Origin of the sequence: Dyadobacter sp. LHD-138 (assembly GCF_030929615.1) — a bacterium.
Classification (GTDB): Bacteria; Bacteroidota; Bacteroidia; order Cytophagales; family Spirosomataceae; genus Dyadobacter.
Map to the genome: position 1 here is coordinate 19,978 of NZ_JAVFVU010000029.1, position 22,450 is coordinate 42,427.

Below are 22,450 nucleotides of genomic sequence, written 5' to 3' on the forward strand. Positions count from 1 at the left end.
ATTAACAGCCACCAGCTAAAAGCAAATTGCCCACCGCTGACAGCCAATAAACATATGCCTTCCTTCCTCAACCAAGTAGCCAACCATATTTTAGAACAAAACGGGACAGCACTGGACCGGATCAGCATCGTGGTCCCGACCCGGCGCGCTGCCTTTTTTGTGATGCAAGAACTGGCTAATAATACGACCAAGGCCATCATAAGCCCGAAAGTAGAAGCTGTGGATGATTTTGTAGAAGGTATTTGCACACTGGAAATAGAAGACCCGGTTCACCTTTTTTTTGAGCTTTACGAAACATTCAAAGAAATTGATCCGGACGTGCAATTTGACCGGTTTATGGGCTGGGCCTCTGTCCTGCTGAGCGACCTTGACAAAATTGATCAGTATCTCGTCAAGACCGATTATCTGTTTGACTATTTGTCGGAAGCAAAGGCGATTACACGCTGGCAGGAAAATTTACCTGAGGGTAAAACGCTCAAAAACAGCGGCGGCACCAAGCAATATTTTACGCTTTTTGAAAATATAAAAACCGTATACAGTACATTCCGTCAACGGTTATTTGATAAAGGCAAAGCCTACCGCGGCATGGCTTATCGGCAGCTCGCCGAAGATGTAGACACGCTGCTTTTGCAAAGAACCGACAACGACAAGATCTATTTTGCCGGTTTTAATGCCTTTACCGAATCCGAAAAGCGGATTGTAACGGCACTGGTAAAAAAAGGCAGAGCCGAGGTTTTGTGGGACACCGACCGTTATTATATGTCCGAAAACACCGGCGTGGAAGCAGGGAAAAGTTTGCGGGAATACCAGGTGCAGAAAGTATTCGGAACCTGGAACTGGACGGATGACAATTTGCTCACAACTCAAAAAGACATCACGGTTTACGGCGTTCCCAATGCTACATTGCAGACCAAGGTAGCGGGGCAGCTTTATGCCGCCATGAAGGCCCATGATATCCCCGATCAGCCCGTTTCCACGGCGATTGTTCTGGCAGACGAAAACCTGTTGCTCCCCATGCTGTATTCGCTGGATGAAGAAATTAAGGATTTCAACATCACCATGGGGCTGTCTCTGCGGAATTCCATGCTCTACACGCTTATCGATAGTGTCTTTGAGCTTCAGCAAAACGTCGTGGAGTTTAAAAACAAAAGCGGTCGTAACGTCCGGATTCCCAAGTTTAACCATAAGTCGATCAGCAAAGTACTGAACCACCCCTTTATCCGGCATTATGAACATGCCGTTTTAAGACCAGCGACAACGGAGAGCAATACGATTATTCAGGAAACACTTTGGCAGATCACCGATGGAAACCGGGTTTTTCTGAGCTCGGAAGAGCTGCTGGAGCTGGGACAAGGGAATTTGTTATTTGAAACGTTATTTAAACACTGGCCAAGAAATAACTCAAAGCTGGTTATCCAAACCTTTTACAACCTGATCGATATGCTCAGGGAAGTTTATAAAGATTACAAAAATGCGCTTGAAACGGAATATCTCTATCTGTTTTATACCCTGCTGAAACAATTTGAGCAAACCCTGGAAGACCGTTCTGAAATCATAACACTGAAAACGCTCCGGTCTTTCATGTTCGAACTAATCCGGCAGACAAGAATCCCTTTCAGCGGTGAGCCCATCAGTTCTTTGCAGATTCTGGGGATGCTCGAAACCAGGGCGCTGGACTTTGAAAGGATTATCATCCTCTCTGTGAATGAAGGCACAATTCCGCAGGCCAAACGTCAGAATTCACTGATCCCTTTTGATGCAGCGCAAGCCGTTGGTTTGCCGACACACCAGCACCAGGAAGCCGTGATGTCCTATCATTTTTACCGGTTGTTGCAGCGTGCTTCGGAAATTCATTTACTTTACACGAGCACCAATGATGCGCCGGGGGGCGGGGAAAAAAGTCGTTTTATCCAGCAGATTGAATTCGAACTGGCCCAGTACAATCCCCAAATCAGCATCCGGAACAAGACCGTTTCTTTTGCTAAAAAACCATCGGAAGAACTAAGCGAAGACGTGCCGAAAGATGCTGCCATGCTGGCTGCCATTCGTCGGTATCTTTCAGGAAAAGGTATTTATCCGACACATTTAAATGAGCTGCTCCGCTGCTCCATGCAGTTTTACCTCAAACATATCGTCGGGGTAAAAGAAGCCGAAGATGTGGAAGAAGAGCTGGGTATGGATAAAATCGGGACCTGGATACATGCAAGTCTAGAAAAGCTGGATCAGGATTTCTTTTTACACGAAAAAGATCCGACGGAAGAGCAGATCAAAACCATTTTACGTGAAGAATTTGACAGTTTATTCAAGGGTTATATCACCGATCTTGGTTTAAATAAAATATATTACCATGTTGGCGAACAGCAGATTCTGGCTTTTACCAGACACCAGACCAGCCAGCAGCCACGACGCAAAATACTCGCCGCGGAACAGCCCTTACGAACCACGCTGACACTGAACCTGCAAAACGAGGACACGGTGGTGCACGTCGGCGGGAAAATTGACCGCATTGAGTTAAGCGGTGAGCACACGCTGTACGTCATGGACTATAAAACCGGCAGCGTAGAACTGACAGGAAAACAGAAAGTTTCTGATCCGGAAAAAAGGGAAGAGATTATCCGTACCGATCCGGACAGAAAAGCCGGCTATGTGCGCCAGCTATGGCTTTATGAATATCTGATGTACCGAAAAATGCAGGACGAACAAGGGCTTACGATCGGTGGAAAAACCTATGAATTCGGACAGTATCTGGTAAGATCCGGTTTCTATTCCTTCCGTGACCCGACTAACCTAATTGCCAATCCGCTGGAATTGACAGAAGGCCTGGATGCAGCACATTTTATACAGAAGTCGGAGCGGCTTCTGACAGAAATACTTAATAATTTACTGGACCCGAAAATTTCTTTCCAAAAAACAGACGACCTGAATGTCTGTACTTACTGCGATTTTACGGGAATTTGCGGCCGATAGAAAGGATCAGGAAGATATCGCCTGATCGTTTAGGTGATATCTTCTTCTGATGTTATTGATAAGAAATTTCTTTTGTGCAGTAAAACTCTCCGGATGCATCGTTTTGAAGATATCCTCCCACTCCTCATATCTTCCACGATCTGCGTTTTGAAAAGCAGCAGAATCTACTTTTTTCCCTTTGAGGTATTCTTCAAATTCCATCCTGTTATTTTTAACCTGTATTTAAAACAAAACTAAGGAGCTGTTGGCAATTAGCTATATGCGATTAGCTCAGTAACCGAACAACTAATAACTTATTATAAAAATCAATAATATGAATTAATTTTTCACTACAATTTATTTCGCGTTGAAAAAGCCGTATTTAAAAATACAATAAATTGCCCGAACTCCGTCCTTCCAGTTGATTTTTTTCCCTTCGGCGTAAGTCCGTCCGTAATAAGAAATACCAACTTCGTATATCCTCAATCCCGGCACTCTGGCAATTTTAGCCGTTACTTCCGGCTCAAAACCAAATCTGGTTTCGGTCAGGTTAAGCTGCTGGATGGTATCGGTTTTGAAAAGTTTGTAACAAGTTTCCATGTCCGTAAGGTTCAGGTTCGTTGCCATATTGGACAGGAACGTGAGAACGAACTTGTTACCGATGGTATGCCAGAAAAACAGGATGCGATGTGGCTTTCCTCCAATAAAACGGGATCCGAAAACGACGTCAGCATGCCCGTCCCAAATTGGCTGAATCAAGATATTGTATTCTTCCGGATCATATTCAAGATCTGCATCCTGCACGATCAGGTATTCTCCCGTAGCGTGTTTGATCCCCGTGTGCAAAGCAGCGCCTTTTCCCTTATTGACCTCATGCTTGAGATAACGAATGTTAAGTTCCGGGTTATTGGCTTTATAATTAAGAATGGCCTCTTCAGTGCCATCGGTTGAAAAATCATTTACAATGATGACCTCCTTTTCAATATTATGATTCAGTTTAACGTCTTTTATCTTGTTAAGAATAAAATGAACTGTTCTGGCTTCATTATAAGCAGGAATAATAATTGAAAGCTTGGTAAAGGGATTACTGGTCATTTGATAAAGTTAAAATTCGCAACGTTTCCATCGAACGGATCGAAGATCGGACTTTTATGCGAAAAAATAATAGACCATGACGTAAAATATTACTTTCCGGTCTAAATTTATTCTATGATATTGCTCTCAAAACAATCACCTCCTTACGGTTTCCCGGATCAAATTTAACCATAAGCCTGCTGCCTGAATGCAATGGCTCTTTTTCTGCATTGGGAATAACCTGCTGAACTTCTGCCACAAAATTCCTCCCCTTATCGGGCTGAACCTGCACCTGTAACTTGACCTGGGGAAGGTCATTGATGTATAAACCTGTTTCATTTACATTCAACACAATTGCTTCGGCCAACACTCCATTTTTTTCTATTTCCTCCGCAGTCATTTTCTTCGGATTCCCAAACATTCTGAAAAGCTTCCAAGCGGCTAAAAGTATCAGGACAATGATGGCCCCTTCCAGTATGCCCACGATCTCTATGATGGTTAATTCCATAATATTTGCTTTGACAATACAAAGAAACAAATGGACTGCCGGAGCTTCAATAAAAGTAATTTAACGGCTAGACAAAACAAGCAAGTGGTAAAATCAACGAAAACTGAGCTGTTGCTGTACCTCATCCTTCTTCCGTCTTGAAATTTCAATCCTTGCACCATCGGACAGCAAAACAGATTCATGATCATTGCTTAACCTAACGATGTGCATTGAATTAACCAGGTGCGATTTATGCGTACGGATAAAATTAAATTCATCGAGCATTTCTTCAAAATGTTTCAATGTTTTACTCGCCACAAAAGGACGTTTGCCGACCAAATGGATGACGGTGTAATTCCGGTCTGCTTCCAACCTCAGAATTTCGTCCAGTGTAAAGAAAAACATGCCCTGGCTCGACGGTACGGCCAGCCGAAAGTCTTTAACCTCTTTTTTTCCGATATTCTGAATCAGGTTATCAAACAGTTCCTTCTTCTGTTTTGCCGGTTTCTGTTTGTCCAGATAGCGCACCATCGCCGCTTTCAATTCATCTGGATCGACCGGTTTGAGCAAATAATCCAGCGCACTGAACCTGATCGCCTGAATGGCATACTGATTATAAGCCGTTGTAAAAATAATTTCAAATGCCGGGTCATTTAAGGATAACAGAAAATCAAAGCCATTTTTGTGAGGCATTTCAACATCTAGAAAAACAATTCCCGGCTGATAGGTTTTAAGTATTGCCAAAGCGGCATCCGCCGAATCGGCTTGCTGAACTTCGGTGATTTCGGGAATAAAATTCGCTATATAATGATTCAGTACATTACGTGCCTTCAACTCATCATCAACGATCAGAGCCTTTACCATAGCTGTCAGTTTATAAGTTTTTCAAATAAGTTGATAATTCGATTTCTATCAAAGTCCCGGTTCCCTGCCCCCCCGCATCATATTTATCCGTTATTTTCAGGCTTGCGTGATTTCCCTGTCGTTGCAAAAGATCTATCCGGTCTTTGGAAATCTGTAACCCTCTGGACTCATGCCGCTTGGATTTGCTGTTTTGTTCTTTCAGTTCAAATGACTTCAGCCTGCCAATCCCGTTGTCCTCAATGCGGCACAAGAACAGTTCCTCATTAATTTTCCTGAATTCTATCATCAGTTCTCTTTCACCATCTTTATGCATCAATCCGTGCCATAATGCGTTTTCCACGTACGGTTGCACCAGCATGGAAGGCAGACAGACCTGATCTTCTTCCAATGCCTCATCCACCATGATGACGTAGGAAAAACTTTGTTCGAAGCGCATCTGTTCCAATTCCAGATACAACTCCAATACCTCCCGCTCCTCTTCCACCGAAACCAGGTTACGCCCTGAATTATTAAGTACCATTCGGAAAAGCTTAGAAAATTTGGTCAGATATTTACTTGCTTCTTTATACTTTTCCGTGACAATACATTCCTGAATACTGTTCAGACAATTGAAAACAAAATGCGGATTCATCTGCGCCCGCAAAGCCTTCAACTGGCTCTCTGCTAGCATTTTGTTAATTTCCAGCAACATAATCTCCTTTTCCTGCGCCTGTCCCTCGGCAATGGCTTCGGCAATTTTATTGGCACTTATCGAAGCAATGGTGGTTAGCGCCTTGGCATGATCTTCGGTAAAAAAATTTTTCTGGTGATGTTCCGAATCAATAACCCCGATCACCTTCCCATCGTGCAGGATCGGCACGGCGATCTCCGACTGCCTGACCTCATCATCGACAATATACCTTTCATCCTTTCTGGTGTCACCAATAATCAGGGGCTTCCCAATGGAAGCAACCGTGCCCACGATTCCTTTTCCTACTTCGATCTCAATGGGATTAATAATTTCATGACCCTTTGGGTTTTTAGGACCGTAAGCGGCCTTTTGTACCAGCCTGTTCTTCTCCGCATCCAGCAGATATACCACGCAGTCTTCGAATCTTAACTGAGAAATACAATTACGTGCAATGTCCCAGCAAATTTCGTTTACCGAGTTTTCGCCATATACCGAATTTGCAAAATAATCGATCGTTTTTTCAATACTTCTTTTCTGTCTCCTATCCTGTAAATTCCTGTAAACCAAAAACAAAAGTATCAGGACGATTAGAAAACAAATAAAATAAAAGCCCCAGGTTTGCCACCAGTGCGGTTTGACAAGCACATGCAGCACCGTTATCTCGCGCATCCACGTCCCTTGCTCGTCCGTGCTTCTGACTTTGAAAATATATTTTCCCGGCAAAAGATTGGTATACGAAGCCGTGATTCCGCGTCCGGCATTCACCCAGTCCTTGTCAATGCCTTCCAACTGAAAACTGTACTGAAGCGAAGGAATATCCCGGTGACTAAAAGAGGCATACTGGAAAGTAAGGTAATCCTCATCCGGTTCAACTTCCAGAAAACCGTTATTTTCAAAGTCTGTTTTTTCTTCTCCAAAGATTTTGACAGAGGTAAGATTTGGCGATTTTTTTACCGGTATTCGCGCAAATCGAAAAGGATCGATGACGGCAATATGATCCAGCATGACCGCATAAACTTTCCCACTGGCGATCGTCAGGTTATTCCAGTAATCCTGCAACGTTTTGCCCATCTCAATTTCAACTTTGGTAACGGCCCTGGTAGCGGGATTAAAAAACATAAGTCCTTCCCGGCTTGCGGCCCAAATGGCCCCGCGCGCATCAATGCCGATACTCGATATGTGATCATACAAAAGCCCATTACTGGTATCCACACTGTCGATAACTCCGCCTTTTTGATTCATCCCCAGAATCCCCCGTCCCGCAGGAGCGCTCCATATATTGCCGACTTGATCTTCCACGAGCTTGCTGACATAAAACTCATGCGGATTAGATACCGGCAAAACCGAAAATTGCTCCGTAGCATAGTCAAATTTCAATAGGCCGGTTCCGTTCATGGCAAAGTAAATATTATGATTACGGAGTTCGACGAAACTCTGGCAATTGTTATAGGTAAACAAGCCGTGGTCAGCCTCCGTACCATCATAGCGGTCGATTTTTCCGGTTTCAGGGTCGTACCGGTAAATAGCATCCTGCATCACATGAAACCATATTTTACCTTTGTGATCTGCAAAAACAAAATTCACCAGTCTTCCCGCCAGATTTCCTTTACCCGGATTTAGCCTTTTCAGCGTCGCATCACCTTTTTTCAGGAAAAACAAACCATCCTCTCCCGCAAACCACCAGGTATCCTTATACTTGGCCGACATGGTAAACCTGTTCCGCATTAAATCAGGAACAACGTACTTTTTGTAAGTTCCGTCAATCATATTGTAAGCAACAACCCCGTCTTCCTTACTTGCCATGATCACATCGCCGTCGATACTGATATGATTTGCCTGTGCAAAACCGGTCTGAAGCAAGAAACGGAAACTTGGCAATTTATAGATGGCCACCAAAGGATACTGCGCCTGACTTTTACTAACGCCATTGATCGTCCCGATCCAGACATTTTCTTCTTCATCCTCGATAATATCCCGGAAATGGCCGTAACCAATGGTATAAGTTTCGTTCTGACTGTAAGGGATTTTTTTGATCGGCTTGTCAGGTTCCTTGATAAATGCCGAAAAAAGCCAGGTCGAAATCCACAGGCGGTCTTTGCTATCGATGAACAGCCTGTTGCAGCCTTCATTGAGCACGATTCCGTCCAGTTCCAGATATTTTCGAATTGTATTTTTCCGCCAATCCCAAAAGTTAAGCGACGGGTCGTCATCACTGCCATACCAAACATTGCCATGACGGTCAACAGCAATGGCGTGTACGTTCGCAAAGTTGAGCAAGGGAAGGTGCAGTGGATTATATTCCCTGCTATAAACTTTCCTGGTTTTTAAATCGATAAAAAATGGTTTGCTTGCAGCCACCCAAAAGCCATTCCTGGCCGTGTCCCAAACCATCGTCGACAGGGCATAGTCTTCCTTATCGAGTATCTTCGCCTCTGAAAAAAAAGAAGTTACAGGAAAGATTTTCCCCTGATCATAAATATAAATTTTTGAAGAAGTCCCCAATCTTGTCCCGATCCAGATCCTGTTGCTGTTATCCTCCTGGATCGAAGCGATCACATCTTCCTTCAAAACGTCAAACCGATGATCCGTCAAAAAACGTCCTGTCCGCTTGTCAAATAACATCAGCCCTTTCCGCGTACCGATCAGTAGCGTGTCGTTTCCGTTAAAAGATTTTATGGAATTAATATACGGATTTTTAGCTCCGTCACCATTTTTGTATTGCTTGATTACCGCCCCATCGTAGCGGTTAAGCCCGTTCGTTGTACCAATCCATAAAAAACCATCCCTGTCCTTATGAAGTGCCCTAACCTGCTTGGCACTAAGCCCATCCTGCCATTTGAGATTTTGAAATATAGTCTGTGCCGGTAAAAATAACGGTATAAGACAAAACAATACAACTGTAAAAATCTTCCGATACATATTGTTGAGTCGTTAAAACCTGCTTTTCATCCCCGTTTAATGAGTAATATAACCCTTTCGGGGGTAAATATTTTCAATCGGGTCAAATAAAAGTGTTATAAATCCTGTGACAATAAAAAGGCCCGATAAAACTAGTTTTACCGGGCCTTTTTATTCTATTTTCAGGAATTACTTTTTCTTGAATTCCAGATAGTCTTCACCAGATCCACTGGTTGTCGTGTTCGCCCACTGCAATTTAATATTCAGCTGAACCACGCCGGAAGCATTCGTCACTTTCGTTGCAACACCGCTCAGTTTTTGTTTAAGCGCTTCTCCACTTGTTCGTGTTACATCCACAACTTCATCAATGGTAAAGCTATCCTCAGCAGTTACCTTTGCTTCCTTAATCACCCTGCTCTGAATATCGGTTATCACTGTTCCCGATGCCGAAACTTTAATACTCTTTGTATAATTGATTGCCAAAATATTTTTGTCCGTATTGGTAATATCCCAGTTCTGAACCGCCGTGGTACCACCGTCGACAGTAGTAGTAGAATAAGTACCCACGAATGCCGGCGCGTAGTCCGGTTCCACTGGCGCATCCTTTTCCTTATCCTTGCATGCAACAAGCAAAACAACGAGACACAAAACGATTAATTTTCTCATGCTTAAATTTTAAATGAAAGTTTGGTGATGCAAATGTAAAAACACATTGAATATATTCCATTTATAACGGAAATAATATCAAAATTGCATAACGCTATTAATATTTTTAATTGTTTAAAACCTTAGTTTCCAGATCAAAAGGGCAGTTTCCCGAGATCGACGTTGCCGCCGGAAATAATTACCCCGACTTTTTTGCCCTGAAAAAGTTCTCTATTTTTCAAGACTGCCGCCAAAACCACCGCCCCGGAAGGTTCTACAACAATTTTCATCCGCTCCCACAGCAGCCGCATGGCCGCAATAATTTCCTCGTCCGAAACCGTCAGTATATCCTTCACATGTTTCCTTATTATTTCCAGATTTTTGGGTCCTAGTGGTGTTAGCAAACCATCAGCAATGGTTTTTACAAACGGAGCTTTCTCAACCTTACCACTTTTAAATGAAAGTATGGCATCGGCAGCCCCTTCGGGTTCTCCGGCAAAAACTTCCGTTCCGGGCGAAAAATAATGGGCCGACAATGAGGTTCCGCTCAGAAGTCCTCCGCCACCCACGGGTGCGATAATCGCATCAAGCTTAACGCCCGCATCCTCAATCAGCTCTTTCGCCGCGGTCCCTTGCCCGGCTATCACTTCGTAATTGTTAAAAGGATGGACAAAAGCTGCGCCCGTTTTTTTTACGATCGCGTCAACCGTATTTTGGCGATCTTCCGGCGTATTCGGGCAAAATGTGATCTCGGCCCCATAATTTTCCACGCCTTTAACTTTTACACTCGCTGAGTTATCCGGCATCACAATATAGGCTTTCGCTCCCACTTTGGCAGCTGCAAAAGATATCGCCTGCGCGTGGTTTCCCGACGAATGCGTCGTTACACCATTTTTCAACTGTTCTTTTGAAAGGGATAAAACCGCATTCAAACCACCTCTGGCCTTAAATGCTCCGATCTTCTGAAAGTTTTCACATTTAAAAAACAGCTCCGCTCCTGATAGCTCGTTTATGAATTGCGAGGTCAGAATAGGCGTTCTGTGAATATATGGAGTAATAAGGATGTGCGCTTTTTCAATAACTTCTTTATCAGGAATACTTTCGCTCATAATATGATTTATATTACGTTTTTTCTTTTATTTTTACAATTATCAGTAACTTCCCAAGCCTGGTTTCACAACATACAAAAATCCGGTTTCCCAATCTATTTTTTCCTGAACCAATAAACAGCGCGTCAGAAATACAGCCTAAAAGTATCAAAATTATGATTCAAACCCGATTAATACCCAGAACCCCGTCTGCATACGATCCACCGTTATTGATAAAATCATTGCTGGCCCAAACTTTAAAATACAATCCGCAAAGAGAGATCATTTATCGCAATCTTTTCCGAATGGATTATTTTGAGTTTAACCGCCGGGTACGCAGGCTTGGCAATCTACTTGAAACATTGGACGTAAAACCCGGCGATATGGTTGGCGTGATGGACTGGGACAGCCACCGGTATCTGGAATGCTTTTTCGGGATTCCTTCCTATGGCGCTATTTTACACACCATCAACGTCAGACTCTCCCCTGCCCAGATTTTGTATACGATCAATCATGCGGAAGACAGGATTATACTGGTTCACGAAGATTTCGTTCCAATTCTCGAAGCCATAAAAGATCAGATTACGACGGTAAAAAAATATGTGATAATCAGTGATAAAGTTTATGCTGACAGTAAAACCGAAGTTATAAAACCCTCATTTGAAATTGCGGGCGAATATGAAGCATTACTTGCCCAGCAAAGTGACGTTTTCGAATTTCCCGACTTTGATGAAAATACCTGGGCAACCAGCTTTTATACGACCGGCACAACCGGAGACCCCAAGGGTGTTTACTTTTCACACCGGCAGCTGTTCATGCACACGATGGGACTGATCTCCTATTTTTGCGGATATCGCGCGCTGCCTTTTACAGACCAGGATGTCTATATGCCGCTCACACCGCTGTTCCACGTCCATGCCTGGGGCTTTCCGTTTGTAGCCACGATGCTGAATAATAAGCAGGTTTATCCTGGGCGCTATGAACCCGATATGCTGGCTGGCCTGCTGAAAGAACATAAAGTAACATTATCCCATTGCGTACCAACAATTTTAAATATGGTGATCAACTGCGAAGCTGCCAAACAGACAGACTTGTCTAAATGGAAGGTTTTGATAGGCGGTTCAGCCCTGACGGTTGGCCTGGCAAAGGCAGCAAATGCTATGGGCATTACGGTTTCGGCGGGTTATGGAATGTCGGAAACCGCACCAGTTTTGGCTGTTGCTTATCTGGATGAAACGCAGCAGAATCTTTCACCGGAAGAAGCCCTGAGTTTTCGCATAAAGGCCGGTCGTGTATCACCGTTCTCGGAATTACGTATTATCGATGAAGAGGGGAATTTCCTGCCGCACGATGGAAAATCTGTCGGCGAAATTGTTGGCAGAAGCCCATGGATGACGCAGGGGTATTTTAAAGACCCTGAAAACTCGGAGAAACTATGGCGTAACGGTTGGTTACATACGGGAGATGTCGGATCAATTGACGAACAATATTATCTTACCATTTCTGACCGTGTAAAAGATGTAATAAAAACTGGCGGCGAATGGGTATCTTCTCTGGATATTGAAAATCTGTTATCACAAATTGAAGGCGTTGGCGAGGTTGCGGTGGTGGGTTTGCCGGACGCACGCTGGGGAGAACGACCACAGGCACTGGTTGTGCCCAAAGCTGATTTTCAGGCATCACTGACAGCAGCGTTTATCCGGTCGGAATTACAAAAGGGAGTAGATGCCGGTAAAATCAATAAGTGGTACGTCCCCGATCAGATCCATCTGGTAAAGGAAATTCCAAAAACTAGTGTCGGGAAAATTGATAAAAAGAAGATTCGTAAGGAATTAAGTGAGAAGATTTAGTTATGTAAGACGGAAGTAGGGACCTTGCACTTATCCTGCATCGCTCCCCAAAAACTGCGCAAGTAATCCTAAAATAAGACAAAAAAAGCCCGTCAGTCAGACTGACGGGCTTCTCTATTTTCTTTCAAAAACCGGTTTTCTTATTTACCTGCGTTCGGTGTATACAGGTTAAAGAACTGATCCAATTTCGGGGTAATGATGATTTCCGTACGACGGTTCAAACTGCGGTTAGCAGGAGAATCGTTTGCAGCCTTAGGAAGATATTCTCCACGGCCACCAGCGATCAAGCGAACCGGCTCAACTCCGTATTTCTTTTGAAGTGTACGGGCAACCGAAGTAGCACGCAACACGCTCAAATCCCAGTTATCAGCCACTTTGTCCGTAGCGATAGGTACATTATCCGTATGACCTTCGATCAAGATTTCGATTTCTTTGTAGTCGTTCAGGATCTTAGCAACTTTCGCAAGTACTGTCTCAGCTTGTGAATTGATCACAGAACTTCCCGATTTGAAAAGCATTTTGTCAGAAAGAGAAACGTAAACCACACCTTTTTTCACTTCAATCTGAACATCTTCGTCACTAACATCTGCCAATGACCGTTTCAGGTTCAACACAAGTGCCATGTTAAGAGAATCTTTACGCTGGATGCTTGCGTTAAGGTCGCGAATCTGACCGCCTTGTACGTTCATCATTTCAAGAGATTTCTTGATGCTTTCAGAACCTTCCTTGCTGATCACCGAAAGATCAGACATACGATCAAGAAGGCTGTTGTTGTTTTTCTTAAGGAAATCAAGCTGATCTTCCAGTTCTTTTACTTTGTGATTTTTGGCAGTAAGCTCATCATTTTTAAGCTTAATATCATTGTTCAAACTTGCTGTTCTACTATCACAGTCATTCAAATCGGCTCTCGCTTTATCAAGTTGGATCTGAATTTCATTTGCCTTGTTCACAGCGGCAGTCATTTTTTTCTTGCTTGCACACGAGCCGAGTACAAACAACATAGCAACGGCTAAGAGCGTTTTTTTCATAAGTTATCAGGGTTTTACTAAAAATAATACAAATTTAAGTTCAACATAGTTTATCGGACTATGGTCTAGAAAATCGTGCCAGACTTCCTGTTTCATCCCTTCACAAAGCACAGTATTATTACCAGCAATACCAATAAAGGGCCATTCAATCCTCAATAAATAAAAAGCATTATCTCGTTTGAAACGAGATAATGCTGAGCAAAGCAATCTTTTACCTTTACTTCTGAACCGCAAAGGTACTAAAACAATAAATTAATTCTACCTTAAAAATATCTTTTTCTTTTGTTAATAAATCCTAATAAGCGTTAATCTAACAATTAATATGGTAACGCCCAAAAAGGATTCCGATGTGCTTTTATACTGTCCCTGATATGGGTAGATAACAATTGATCGTATTGCCGGTTCGTGATCTTTTTTCCCTTCAGTTTTTTAGGCACCCCGATATCTTCCTTATTGGCCTTCATTTCTATTTTTTTAGCGGTCACTGTGATATCACCATCGTTGACATCAAGTTCCAAAATCATACCCGGAAGTCCTCCATAGAGCTCGGGCCCAGCAGGCACCGGAAGGTTATCAGCAAACCAGGCCGTAATCTTCTGTCCCTTGATCGTATCCTCAGTCACAGCCATCATACACATATATCCCGCAATTTCCTTGATCTTATTCATCACCTTCCATTTTGGCGATTGGATAGAATCTTCCACAATGTAAGTCTTGCCCAGCATCTCAATAACATCGGTCCGTTTTTCATTTTGCTGATCACGGTATATCCGGAAATCTTTTTCATTCCACGACCAACCTCCGTCATTTTCCTGATTTTGAGGGTAGGAATAGAACGTTTTATTTTCATTGAAATACAACTTCATATCCTTTTTGTACTCATCATTTTTCCCCCAGGTCATTTTCATTCTATCTTTTTCTTCGTTACTCAAAAAAGTCAGCCTCGAATAAATTCTTGTCCAATGATATGTTTTTTCATAAGTAATTTCACCTTCCATTTTCTGCGCTGAAACAGAAAGACAAGCAGTACTTAACAACAGCAGTGTTACAACCAGTGATTTCATATAAAATCCTATTTTTATTTATGGCTTAATAAACGGATACCAACGACTAAAAAGCCCTTGGTATCCGCAAACGATTTTAGAAGTTATTGTTACGTCTTACAGATGCCGACATTCCCCTCATGTTGTAGGTAAAACTCAGCATAAAATAACGGGACAAAGTCCGTGTTCTTGATTCCGTATAATAGTTAGACGTGGCAAACTGCGAAATACCCAGGTTCTTTTTGAACACATCATTCGCAGTCAAACGGACCTCTCCCCTTTTACTTTTCAAGACGATTTTATAAACCGACAAATTCAGGATCGGCTGTCTCTGACTAAAACCAAACTGGTTATTGGTATAGGTGTTATAAGAAAAGCGGCTATTGAAATAAATTTCCTTCGGCATCTTGATGTTCATCTCCGCACCATAGGAAGCGCTCAAAACCTTCTGATTCTGGTTGGTATTGATCGAATATTTCGTGTTGGCAATATTCCAGTTGGCATTGCTGTACAAGGTAAACACATCACTCGGCGTCAGATCCAGTCTTAGTCCAAAATTATAGCCATCCGTTTTTGTGTCATTTTTAATGTTGTTGATGTAGGTCAGATTACTGCTGTAATTGATTCCCGTACTCAAATTCATCGTAGCCTTTGTTTTTTTCAAAGGAAAGCCCAAACCAATATAAGTGCCATAACGATAACCGCCTGAAATATTCATCGGCTTGGTTGTTGTAACCAGATTTTCATCAATCGTCTTGTTATAAACGATCTGGTCGACATTGTAACTGTAATTCAGACTGGCGTAAAAGTTGGTAAAACTCGACGGGTTAAACATATTATAACCTCCATAAACATTGTGGCTGGACTGCGGGATCAGGTTCGGATTACCTTCAACAATATTGAGCGGATTGCTGTTATCAACCACGGGCTGTAAATCGGCAATGGTCGGTTCCTGCACATTCAGCCCATATTGCATGTATAAATACCTGTTCTGTTTCAGGTCATAGTTTAAAGAAACATTAGGCACAACTTTGAAAAATGAACGGTCAACCTTCGTGACCTGCGTTGAGGTCTGATCCGCTGCAAATTTCCCTTTCAAATTAAACTGCTGCCCCGCTACCCCGACCGACAGGTTCAACCCTTTGTGTGAATAGCGCACACTGGTCCCCAAACGGTTGTAACTAAAATCATTCGTGTAATAACGTGTCAGAAATTTATTAACCTCTTCCTGATTATCTTCCTTGATATCGAAAACATTTCTGTCTACTTCATCTTTTCTCAGACTGTAATTGTAGAACGTTTCCCAGTAAAACTTCTTCGCAAAAGGTTCAATGTAAGATAAGCTTCCTTTCAGCTGGGTGCGATTGCTTTCCGTACCATTTCTCTGGTTAATCCGGCTGTTGCGCGAAGGATCGAGGAAAAACTCATTAATCGAATTCTGGAAGGAAGACCCGTCTGAATTGTTAATGTTGTAACCTATGCTGGCCGCAAAGTTTCTCCCTTTCTTTTTAAACTTATGACGGTACAAAAGCAGGTTTGACATGGCGAACGAATTATACAAACTGCTGTTGTTAACCGTTGATCTGTTGGTTAAACTGTCCCCGCCCCGATAATACTGCTGAAAACTATTGTAATCGCCATCTCCATTATTGATCCTGGAATTACTGATCAGAATGATCGTATTCAATGAATCGAGTGCCTTCTCAAAACGAAAACTTGGCCTGTGATTACCCGTAAAAGTCCCCCTTCTGTTCTTGTCCGATGATCGGTATGAAGCCTCGTTCGAAAGAAAGGTCTCACGGCTCGACATCACATCGTTCACCGCATCGGATTGATTATAAAAATAACTCGTGCTTAATTTTGTCTTCTTGGTATCAAAATTGTAATTGGCACCGCCCGCCCAGTTTTTTGTAAAACCCTGAGAGCCTCCGCCATAGTTTGGCTGAATAGTGATGGATTCATCGCCGCCATCACCAAAATATCGAAACCCGCTGTTAAACCCGAAGTCGCCATCGTCGCCCCAGTTGAAAGACTGGCTTCCCTTGAAGTCCTGATAATCATTTCGGGCAATACCGGACTGGTTCGTATTGTTTCCAAAACCCAGCACGGACACCTGTTGTTTGTCGTCGAAACGGTTGTAGCTGACCTTCCCTTCAAGCCGCGAATCCGTACCGACACCGGCCACAGCCTTTCCGAAACCGCCCTTTTTATGGCTGTCTTTCAACTCAAGATTAAGCGTTTTTTCTCGCTTCCCGTCATCAACGCCCGTCACTTTGGCCTGCTCGGTCTTACCGTTAAAAACCTGTACTTTGTTGATGGCTTCCGCCGGAAGGTTTTTCGTGGCCATTTTTGGATCATCTCCAAAAAACCGCTTACCGTCCACCGTCACACGTTTAATATCTTCACCTTGTGCTTTAATGTTTCCGTCGGCATCTACCTGCATACCGGGCAGCTTTCTGATCAGGTCCTCGACGGTTGATCCGGGCGGAACTTTAAACGACCGCGGATCATATTCGACCGTATCGCCTTTAATGCTCAAAGGCGCCCTGGCCGTCTTAATCACGACTTCATAGAGCTCATTATTGAGAATCTTCATCCCCACCTTTCCCAGATTTGTCACCTCTCCGTCATTGGGATTAACATTTTGCTGATGAGGCAGATAACCGACATAGGAAACTTTAAATAAATAAGAAATTCTCTTAAGATTTTTAAATTCGAATGAACCGTCTTTATTGGTTCTTCCAAAATTCACAAGTGAAGAATCCTTGGGCAGCAGCAGCATAACCGTTGCTTCGGGCAGACCAACGTCGGCGGTATCACCGACAATTCCTTTCATGGTAAAACGTCCCGTATTTTGCGCAAATGAGGCAAAACCAATGAGACTACAACATAACAGAAGTAGGATTTTTTTCAAAGCTAATAATTAAATTAAGGTGAGCAGGAAAACGTGTGTACGGTACAATAATGATCTTGTGCAATATTATAAAAACAAGGATATAAATACAACTAATTTTTTAGTTTTATCACTTATTTGTATCCATTGGATAATTTTTTAACTTTTATTAAGAAACCGACATTTTACAAAGATACGCTATCGCAACAATTGGTTACAAAGAAAGTATTAAAATAATAATTACTTAATTTGCGGACTATTAGGGGCTGGAAAGATTCTATATTTCAAAAAGAACTTACCATAATCCAATTTTATTATACTGTTATTGGTATTTATTTTTTAAGGATAAAACAAGACGCGCACCCATTGACAAACACGATAAATGAAAAGTATAGGCTTGCTTTCTGACACCCACGGATATCTTGATCCACGCATATTTGAACATTTCGCCAATTGTGATGAAATATGGCATGCCGGCGATATTGGTTCAGTAGCGATTATTGACCAATTAGAAGCATTTAAACCCGTCCGCATTGTTTTCGGAAATATTGACGAGAAGGCAATACAGGGGCGTTCACATGAGCATTTACACTTTGAACTGGAAGGATTCCGCATCTGGATGACACATATCGGAGGTGCACCACCACGTTACAATCCGCTGGTGATGCCGACGCTAAAATCAGAATTGCCCGACATTTTTATATGCGGACATTCGCATATCCTGCGCGTGATACGGGATAAGGATTTAAAAAATATGCTTTACATTAATCCGGGCGCAGCCGGGCGTGAAGGGTTTCACAAGATCAGAACATTGCTGCGCTTTAATCTGCACGAGGGGCTGATCAGTAAAATGGAAGTTATTGAACTGGGAAAACGAGGAGCGATTGAGGCGGAAATATTTTAGAAAAAAAGAGGCTCGTTGATATTAGAAGTGAATTATGGAAAAGAGAAGTCAAGACTGGGCGTCCCCGTTTCCAAAACTTGATTTCTCTAACCACCCATTCTCAAACGCTCAATTAAAAAGTAATCTTCACTACTTTTTTCTCAGCACCTCTCAAAAGTTCGGCTTCAACCTGCTGACCTTTTTCGTGATCAGCCAGTATCTCCATATAATCATAAATCGTATTAATCGTTTTTCCGGCCAGTTTGGTAATCACGTCACCAACGACTATCCCGGCAATATCGGCCGGGCGCGCTTTTGACACACCGTCGATTTTAAGGCCTTTTCCCGAAAAACTATAATCAGGCATAACACCCAATGTTACTTTAAAATTAGAAGTTGTCGCACCCGAATGAGGGTTCCCGGCTGTCAGAAACACCGGTTCAGATTTCTCATGATCCAGTTTCTCCAGCAAATCCACAATCAGGTTTAATATCTTAACCTCTCCTGCGACATTAATTTTATCAGCATCGTCGCTGATCTTGTGATAATCGCTATGGCCGCCGGTGAAAAACTGAAGTACCGGAATATTTTTCAGGTAAAACGAAGTATGGTCCGAAGCCCCGACACCGGATGAGTCGATCGTATATTTCATACTTTGTTTCCTGGCAAGATCCGGGATTATGGCTCCCCAGGCCGGACTTGTCCCCCATCCCGAAATAATAATTCCTTTTTCCTCATTAAATCTACCGATCATATCCATGTTGATCATCGCAGAAATGGATTTCAAAGGCACCGTCGGATTTTCCGTGTAGTACTTTGAACCCAGCAAACCGAGCTCCTCAGCCGAAAAGGCGATGAAAAGAAAATTGTGTTTTTCCTTCACCATGTTTGACGAGAAATATTGGGCCAGTTCAAGCACGCCGGCAGTCCCGGAGGCATTGTCGTCGGCACCGTTGTGGATGTAATTTTTACTATCCGGCGACAGCGATCCGCTTTGATAACCTTTCCCCAAATGGTCAAAATGTCCGCCGACAACAATCGTTTTTTCTGCTCCGTTATCAAGAAATCCTACGACATTTCGGGCTGTCATCTGATGCGCAACACCATCGATCCCGGCCGTTATCTGAAAAGGCTGAAAATAGGTATCGTTGGTCCCGGCAGGTTTCAATCCCGACTTCCTGAATAAATCTGCGATGTAATTAGCCGCTTTGATTTCGCCCAAAGTTGCCGTACCCCGCCCTTCGAATGCATCAGAAGCCAGCAGATCAATATGCTTTTTTATATCAGCAGAATTTATTTTTTGCGCATGGGCAAATCCTGAGGCGCCTATCAGAAGCGCTACCGAAAGAAATATTTTTTTCATTTTTTATTATTATCTCAAACACTAAATAACCTTCATGATCATTATAAACTATCCCTTAGCTCTGTGAGGAAATCTCTCACCCTGGTCAGTCTGTAAATCATTAATTGGGATTCTTCTTTTCTGCGCATCTGCTCACGAGCGCCCTTGATCGTACGCCCCTGCTTATCTTTTTGATGCATGATTTTCCTGATCACCTCAATGTCGCGTTCGGTATAACGGCGCCGGTTTCTTGAGTCTCTTTTGGGTGCCAGCTGCGGAAACTTCTTTTCCCAAAAACGTAAAGCAGAAGCCTCGCAGCCGACCATCGCGGCTACTTCATTGGTGTCATAATATAATTTCGAGTTCGGTTCCATAGTCGTGATATCTGGTACTGGCAAATGTAGTAAGCTATTTTCGTTAATTATAATTATTCTAAACAATTAGTTTTTTAATAAAGCTTAACAATCTTAAATTTGAGTTAATACAGGTTACATCATATTTTTAGTAATTTCAAATTCGTTCGCAATCCATCCGCTGTTCTTTCCTCCTGAGTCAACATGAAAAATATCTACATTGTTTTAATTCTTCTCACTTTTTCGCTGCGTTCTTTTGCACAGTCTTCACATCGGCTGAGTATTTCCTACGGTTTCGCCGCGAATGAACTTGCCCGAAAAAACGACCTGGAAGGTACTGAAAGTCACTTTGGAAAAGGTGCCGGAATGATTGGACTGCGATATATTAAAACGCTGAAAAATAATTTTGCCTTCGAAACCGGTCTGGAATATTCACGGTACAAATTTTCAGTATCGCCCGTTTTTCACCCCAATGTAGTCCGGACTTTCCGCCGGGAAAATATTGAACTGCTCTCCGTGCCTATTTATGCCAATTACACTTTCGGAAAATATTTTTTCGTCAACGGTGGTATTATTGCTGATTTTCATATTAATAAAAAAGAAAAGAAGAGTTTTGACGGGCAGTCGGGACTGGGCGCCGGACTGGGAATCGGCGCCAAATATGATTTCAACAGGATAACCATTTCAATTAATCCATACTTTCAGAAGCATGCCATTTTTGCCTTAGACAAAGAACCTCATCAGGAAAGAATTATCGAAGCAGGCATAAGATTTGGTGTAGGATACCGGTTTTGAGTGTAATTTGCCGTATGGAAGGCACAGTCAACATTTCCGGTATTTTTCTGTACACGATCATCCTCATGCTGATAATCAGTTTAATGGTGATAATCTACTTAGTCGTTCGCCTTAAAAACGAAGCCGGACTTAAAGAAAAACTTGAACAAAAGCTGAACGAAACCGACGTCCGGAAAGAAAACTTTGAGCTGGAAACCATCAAGTCAAAATTAAATCCGCACCTTTTTAAGAATGTGCTCAATTCCATCCAGTCGCACGCTTACCAGAGTTATTATGCGCTAGATAAACTGTCCAATGTTCTCGACTACATCCTCTACGAAAGCGATTGCGACTATGTGACTTTAAAAGAAGAAACCGATTTTGCGCTCAGCCTGATCGAGATCAACCGGTTAAAGGTAAGTCCGCTGTTTGACCTCAGGATAAAAAACAGAATCGATCCGGAAGATGTCCTGTTGAATCAAAAACTGATCGCCCCGTTAATCACAATCGATCTGATTGAAAATGCCTTCAAACATGCTGATATTCAAAGTCCGGATGCATTTATTGCCATTGTCATGACGTTGACCGACGCTACTTTTTCGCTGGTTGTTTCCAATAAAATCAGTGTTAAACCGATACTAAAAAAAGAAAAAAGTGGTTTTGGTAAAGAGAATTTAAGAAAAAGACTTGACCTGGTTTATGGCCCTCGTTACACGCTGGAACACAGGACCGAAAATAATATTTACATTGCTCACCTGAAAATTAACCTGCTTGAACAGAAAGCTCAGATGTCTTCTGCTGGACGATGAATTGCCCGGTTTAACCTACCTGCGCATGCTTTGCGAACAAATTCCGGAGCTGGAGGTTGTAAAAGCATTTAACGATCCGTTAAAACTGATGCAGGCAAGCACCAACCTGGATTTCGATTTATGCATTCTCGACATTGAAATGCCGGGACTGAACGGATTGGAAGTTGCGCAGTTGCTACAGGGAAAACCTGTCATTTTCATCACGGCCTACAAGGAGTTTGCGGCAGAAGCTTTTGACCTGGATGCCATCGATTACATACGCAAACCCATCCAAAAGGAACGCCTGGAAAAAGCGGTTGCGAAAGCAGCAAAGCTTATTGAAAAGGGAAAATCCGAAAAACAGTTTATACAGCTCAATACCAATAAAGGCAAGGCACTGCTTGGTTTTGACCAGCTTCTGCTGATTACATCCGCCGAAAAAGATAAGCGCGACAAGCTTGCCTATCTGGAAAACGGCGTCGAGATTATTCTTAAAAATGTCTCTTTCGAGCAGTTGCTCTCGCAATTGCCGGAAGATAGTTTCTGCCGGATCAGCAAAAAAGATATTGTAGCGCTAAAGGCTGTCCGGTTTTTCACACATCACGAAATCACCACGACAATCCTACCCGAAGGTTCTGAAAAAGAGCTTGTACTAACGCTCGGAGACAATTTCCGTAAAGAATTTATGGATAAGGTTACGGGCTGATTATTCAGTATCCCAATTTCGCCCCGGGTAAAACTATTGAAAAGCATACTGAAGAATCCGTTTCATTACAAAATACTACCTGTTCATTACATAATTAACCCCTGACGTGCCGTACCTG

Annotated in this window: 18 protein-coding genes; 6 read left to right on the plus strand and 12 right to left on the minus strand. The window is 42.6% G+C overall.

All coding sequences use genetic code 11. The annotated features are described in order from the left end of the window. Positions 1–54 precede the first annotated feature (54 nt). Entirely contained in the window at positions 55–2,967 is a 2,913-nt protein-coding gene (locus RB622_RS20225; protein ID WP_308048446.1) for a PD-(D/E)XK nuclease family protein, read from the plus strand. A gap of 6 nt (positions 2,968–2,973) precedes the next feature. Here RB622_RS20225 and RB622_RS20230 read toward each other — a convergent pair whose 3' ends face one another. From RB622_RS20230 to RB622_RS20260, 7 genes are all read right to left on the minus strand, one after another. After that, the gene (locus RB622_RS20230) at positions 2,974–3,168 is read right to left on the minus strand and encodes a hypothetical protein (RefSeq protein WP_308048448.1); all 195 of its coding nucleotides are present in this window, start codon (positions 3,166–3,168) and stop codon (positions 2,974–2,976) included. Between the two features lie 135 nt (positions 3,169–3,303). Beyond that, positions 3,304–4,041: a glycosyltransferase family 2 protein gene (locus tag RB622_RS20235; RefSeq protein ID WP_308048449.1), complete on the minus strand. Its 738-nt coding sequence runs from the start codon at positions 4,039–4,041 to the stop codon at positions 3,304–3,306. Positions 4,042–4,153: 112 nt separating this feature from the next. Continuing rightward, positions 4,154–4,528, minus strand: coding sequence for a hypothetical protein (locus RB622_RS20240; RefSeq protein ID WP_308048450.1), 375 nt, complete (start codon positions 4,526–4,528; stop codon positions 4,154–4,156). A 93-nt stretch (positions 4,529–4,621) separates the two neighbouring features. Then, positions 4,622–5,371 carry a LytTR family DNA-binding domain-containing protein gene (locus RB622_RS20245; RefSeq protein ID WP_308048452.1) on the minus strand — a complete coding sequence of 250 codons (750 nt, stop codon included), beginning with the start codon at positions 5,369–5,371 and terminating at the stop codon, positions 4,622–4,624. 10 nt (positions 5,372–5,381) lie between these two features. Next, on the minus strand, positions 5,382–8,960 hold the full coding sequence (locus RB622_RS20250) for a histidine kinase (protein WP_308048453.1): 3,579 nt from the start codon (positions 8,958–8,960) through the stop codon (positions 5,382–5,384). Between the two features lie 168 nt (positions 8,961–9,128). After that, positions 9,129–9,605, minus strand: a complete 477-nt coding sequence (locus RB622_RS20255) for a hypothetical protein (RefSeq protein ID WP_308048454.1) — start codon at positions 9,603–9,605, stop codon at positions 9,129–9,131. A 134-nt stretch (positions 9,606–9,739) separates the two neighbouring features. Beyond that, positions 9,740–10,693, minus strand: a complete 954-nt coding sequence (locus tag RB622_RS20260; protein ID WP_308048455.1) for a threonine/serine dehydratase — start codon at positions 10,691–10,693, stop codon at positions 9,740–9,742. 155 nt (positions 10,694–10,848) lie between these two features. Between RB622_RS20260 and RB622_RS20265 the strand changes: the two genes are divergently transcribed. Further along, entirely contained in the window at positions 10,849–12,522 is a 1,674-nt protein-coding gene (locus tag RB622_RS20265) for a fatty acid--CoA ligase (RefSeq protein WP_308048456.1), read from the plus strand. A gap of 140 nt (positions 12,523–12,662) precedes the next feature. On the opposite strand, the gene RB622_RS20270 is transcribed toward RB622_RS20265, so the two are convergent. The 3 genes from RB622_RS20270 to RB622_RS20280 form a co-directional block, all read right to left on the minus strand. Then, positions 12,663–13,550 (minus strand): OmpA family protein, encoded by an 888-nt coding sequence (locus RB622_RS20270; RefSeq protein WP_308048457.1) that lies wholly within the window; start codon positions 13,548–13,550, stop codon positions 12,663–12,665. Between the two features lie 317 nt (positions 13,551–13,867). Continuing rightward, positions 13,868–14,614, minus strand: coding sequence for a GLPGLI family protein (locus tag RB622_RS20275; RefSeq protein WP_308048458.1), 747 nt, complete (start codon positions 14,612–14,614; stop codon positions 13,868–13,870). A gap of 76 nt (positions 14,615–14,690) precedes the next feature. Further along, a complete protein-coding gene (locus RB622_RS20280) occupies positions 14,691–17,507 on the minus strand; it encodes an outer membrane beta-barrel family protein (RefSeq protein WP_308048459.1) in 2,817 nt (938 codons plus the stop codon). Between the two features lie 361 nt (positions 17,508–17,868). On the opposite strand from RB622_RS20280, the gene RB622_RS20285 reads away from it, so the two are divergent. Further along, positions 17,869–18,390 (plus strand): metallophosphoesterase family protein, encoded by a 522-nt coding sequence (locus RB622_RS20285; protein ID WP_308048461.1) that lies wholly within the window; start codon positions 17,869–17,871, stop codon positions 18,388–18,390. A 112-nt stretch (positions 18,391–18,502) separates the two neighbouring features. Here the strand turns inward: RB622_RS20285 and RB622_RS20290 are convergent, their stop codons facing one another. Continuing rightward, positions 18,503–19,732, minus strand: coding sequence for a M20/M25/M40 family metallo-hydrolase (locus tag RB622_RS20290; protein WP_308048462.1), 1,230 nt, complete (start codon positions 19,730–19,732; stop codon positions 18,503–18,505). A gap of 41 nt (positions 19,733–19,773) precedes the next feature. Then, positions 19,774–20,085 carry a MerR family transcriptional regulator gene (locus RB622_RS20295; RefSeq protein ID WP_308048463.1) on the minus strand — a complete coding sequence of 104 codons (312 nt, stop codon included), beginning with the start codon at positions 20,083–20,085 and terminating at the stop codon, positions 19,774–19,776. Between the two features lie 183 nt (positions 20,086–20,268). On the opposite strand from RB622_RS20295, the gene RB622_RS20300 reads away from it, so the two are divergent. The 3 genes from RB622_RS20300 (at position 20,269) to RB622_RS20310 (ending at position 22,332) form a co-directional block, all read left to right on the plus strand. Further along, positions 20,269–20,859: an outer membrane beta-barrel protein gene (locus RB622_RS20300; RefSeq protein ID WP_308048464.1), complete on the plus strand. Its 591-nt coding sequence runs from the start codon at positions 20,269–20,271 to the stop codon at positions 20,857–20,859. 83 nt (positions 20,860–20,942) lie between these two features. Further along, the gene (locus RB622_RS20305) at positions 20,943–21,647 is read left to right on the plus strand and encodes a histidine kinase (protein ID WP_308048465.1); all 705 of its coding nucleotides are present in this window, start codon (positions 20,943–20,945) and stop codon (positions 21,645–21,647) included. Continuing rightward, positions 21,610–22,332 carry a response regulator gene (locus RB622_RS20310; protein ID WP_308048466.1) on the plus strand — a complete coding sequence of 241 codons (723 nt, stop codon included), beginning with the start codon at positions 21,610–21,612 and terminating at the stop codon, positions 22,330–22,332. The genes RB622_RS20305 and RB622_RS20310 overlap by 38 nt, the downstream gene beginning before the upstream one ends. Positions 22,333–22,450: the final 118 nt, after the last annotated feature.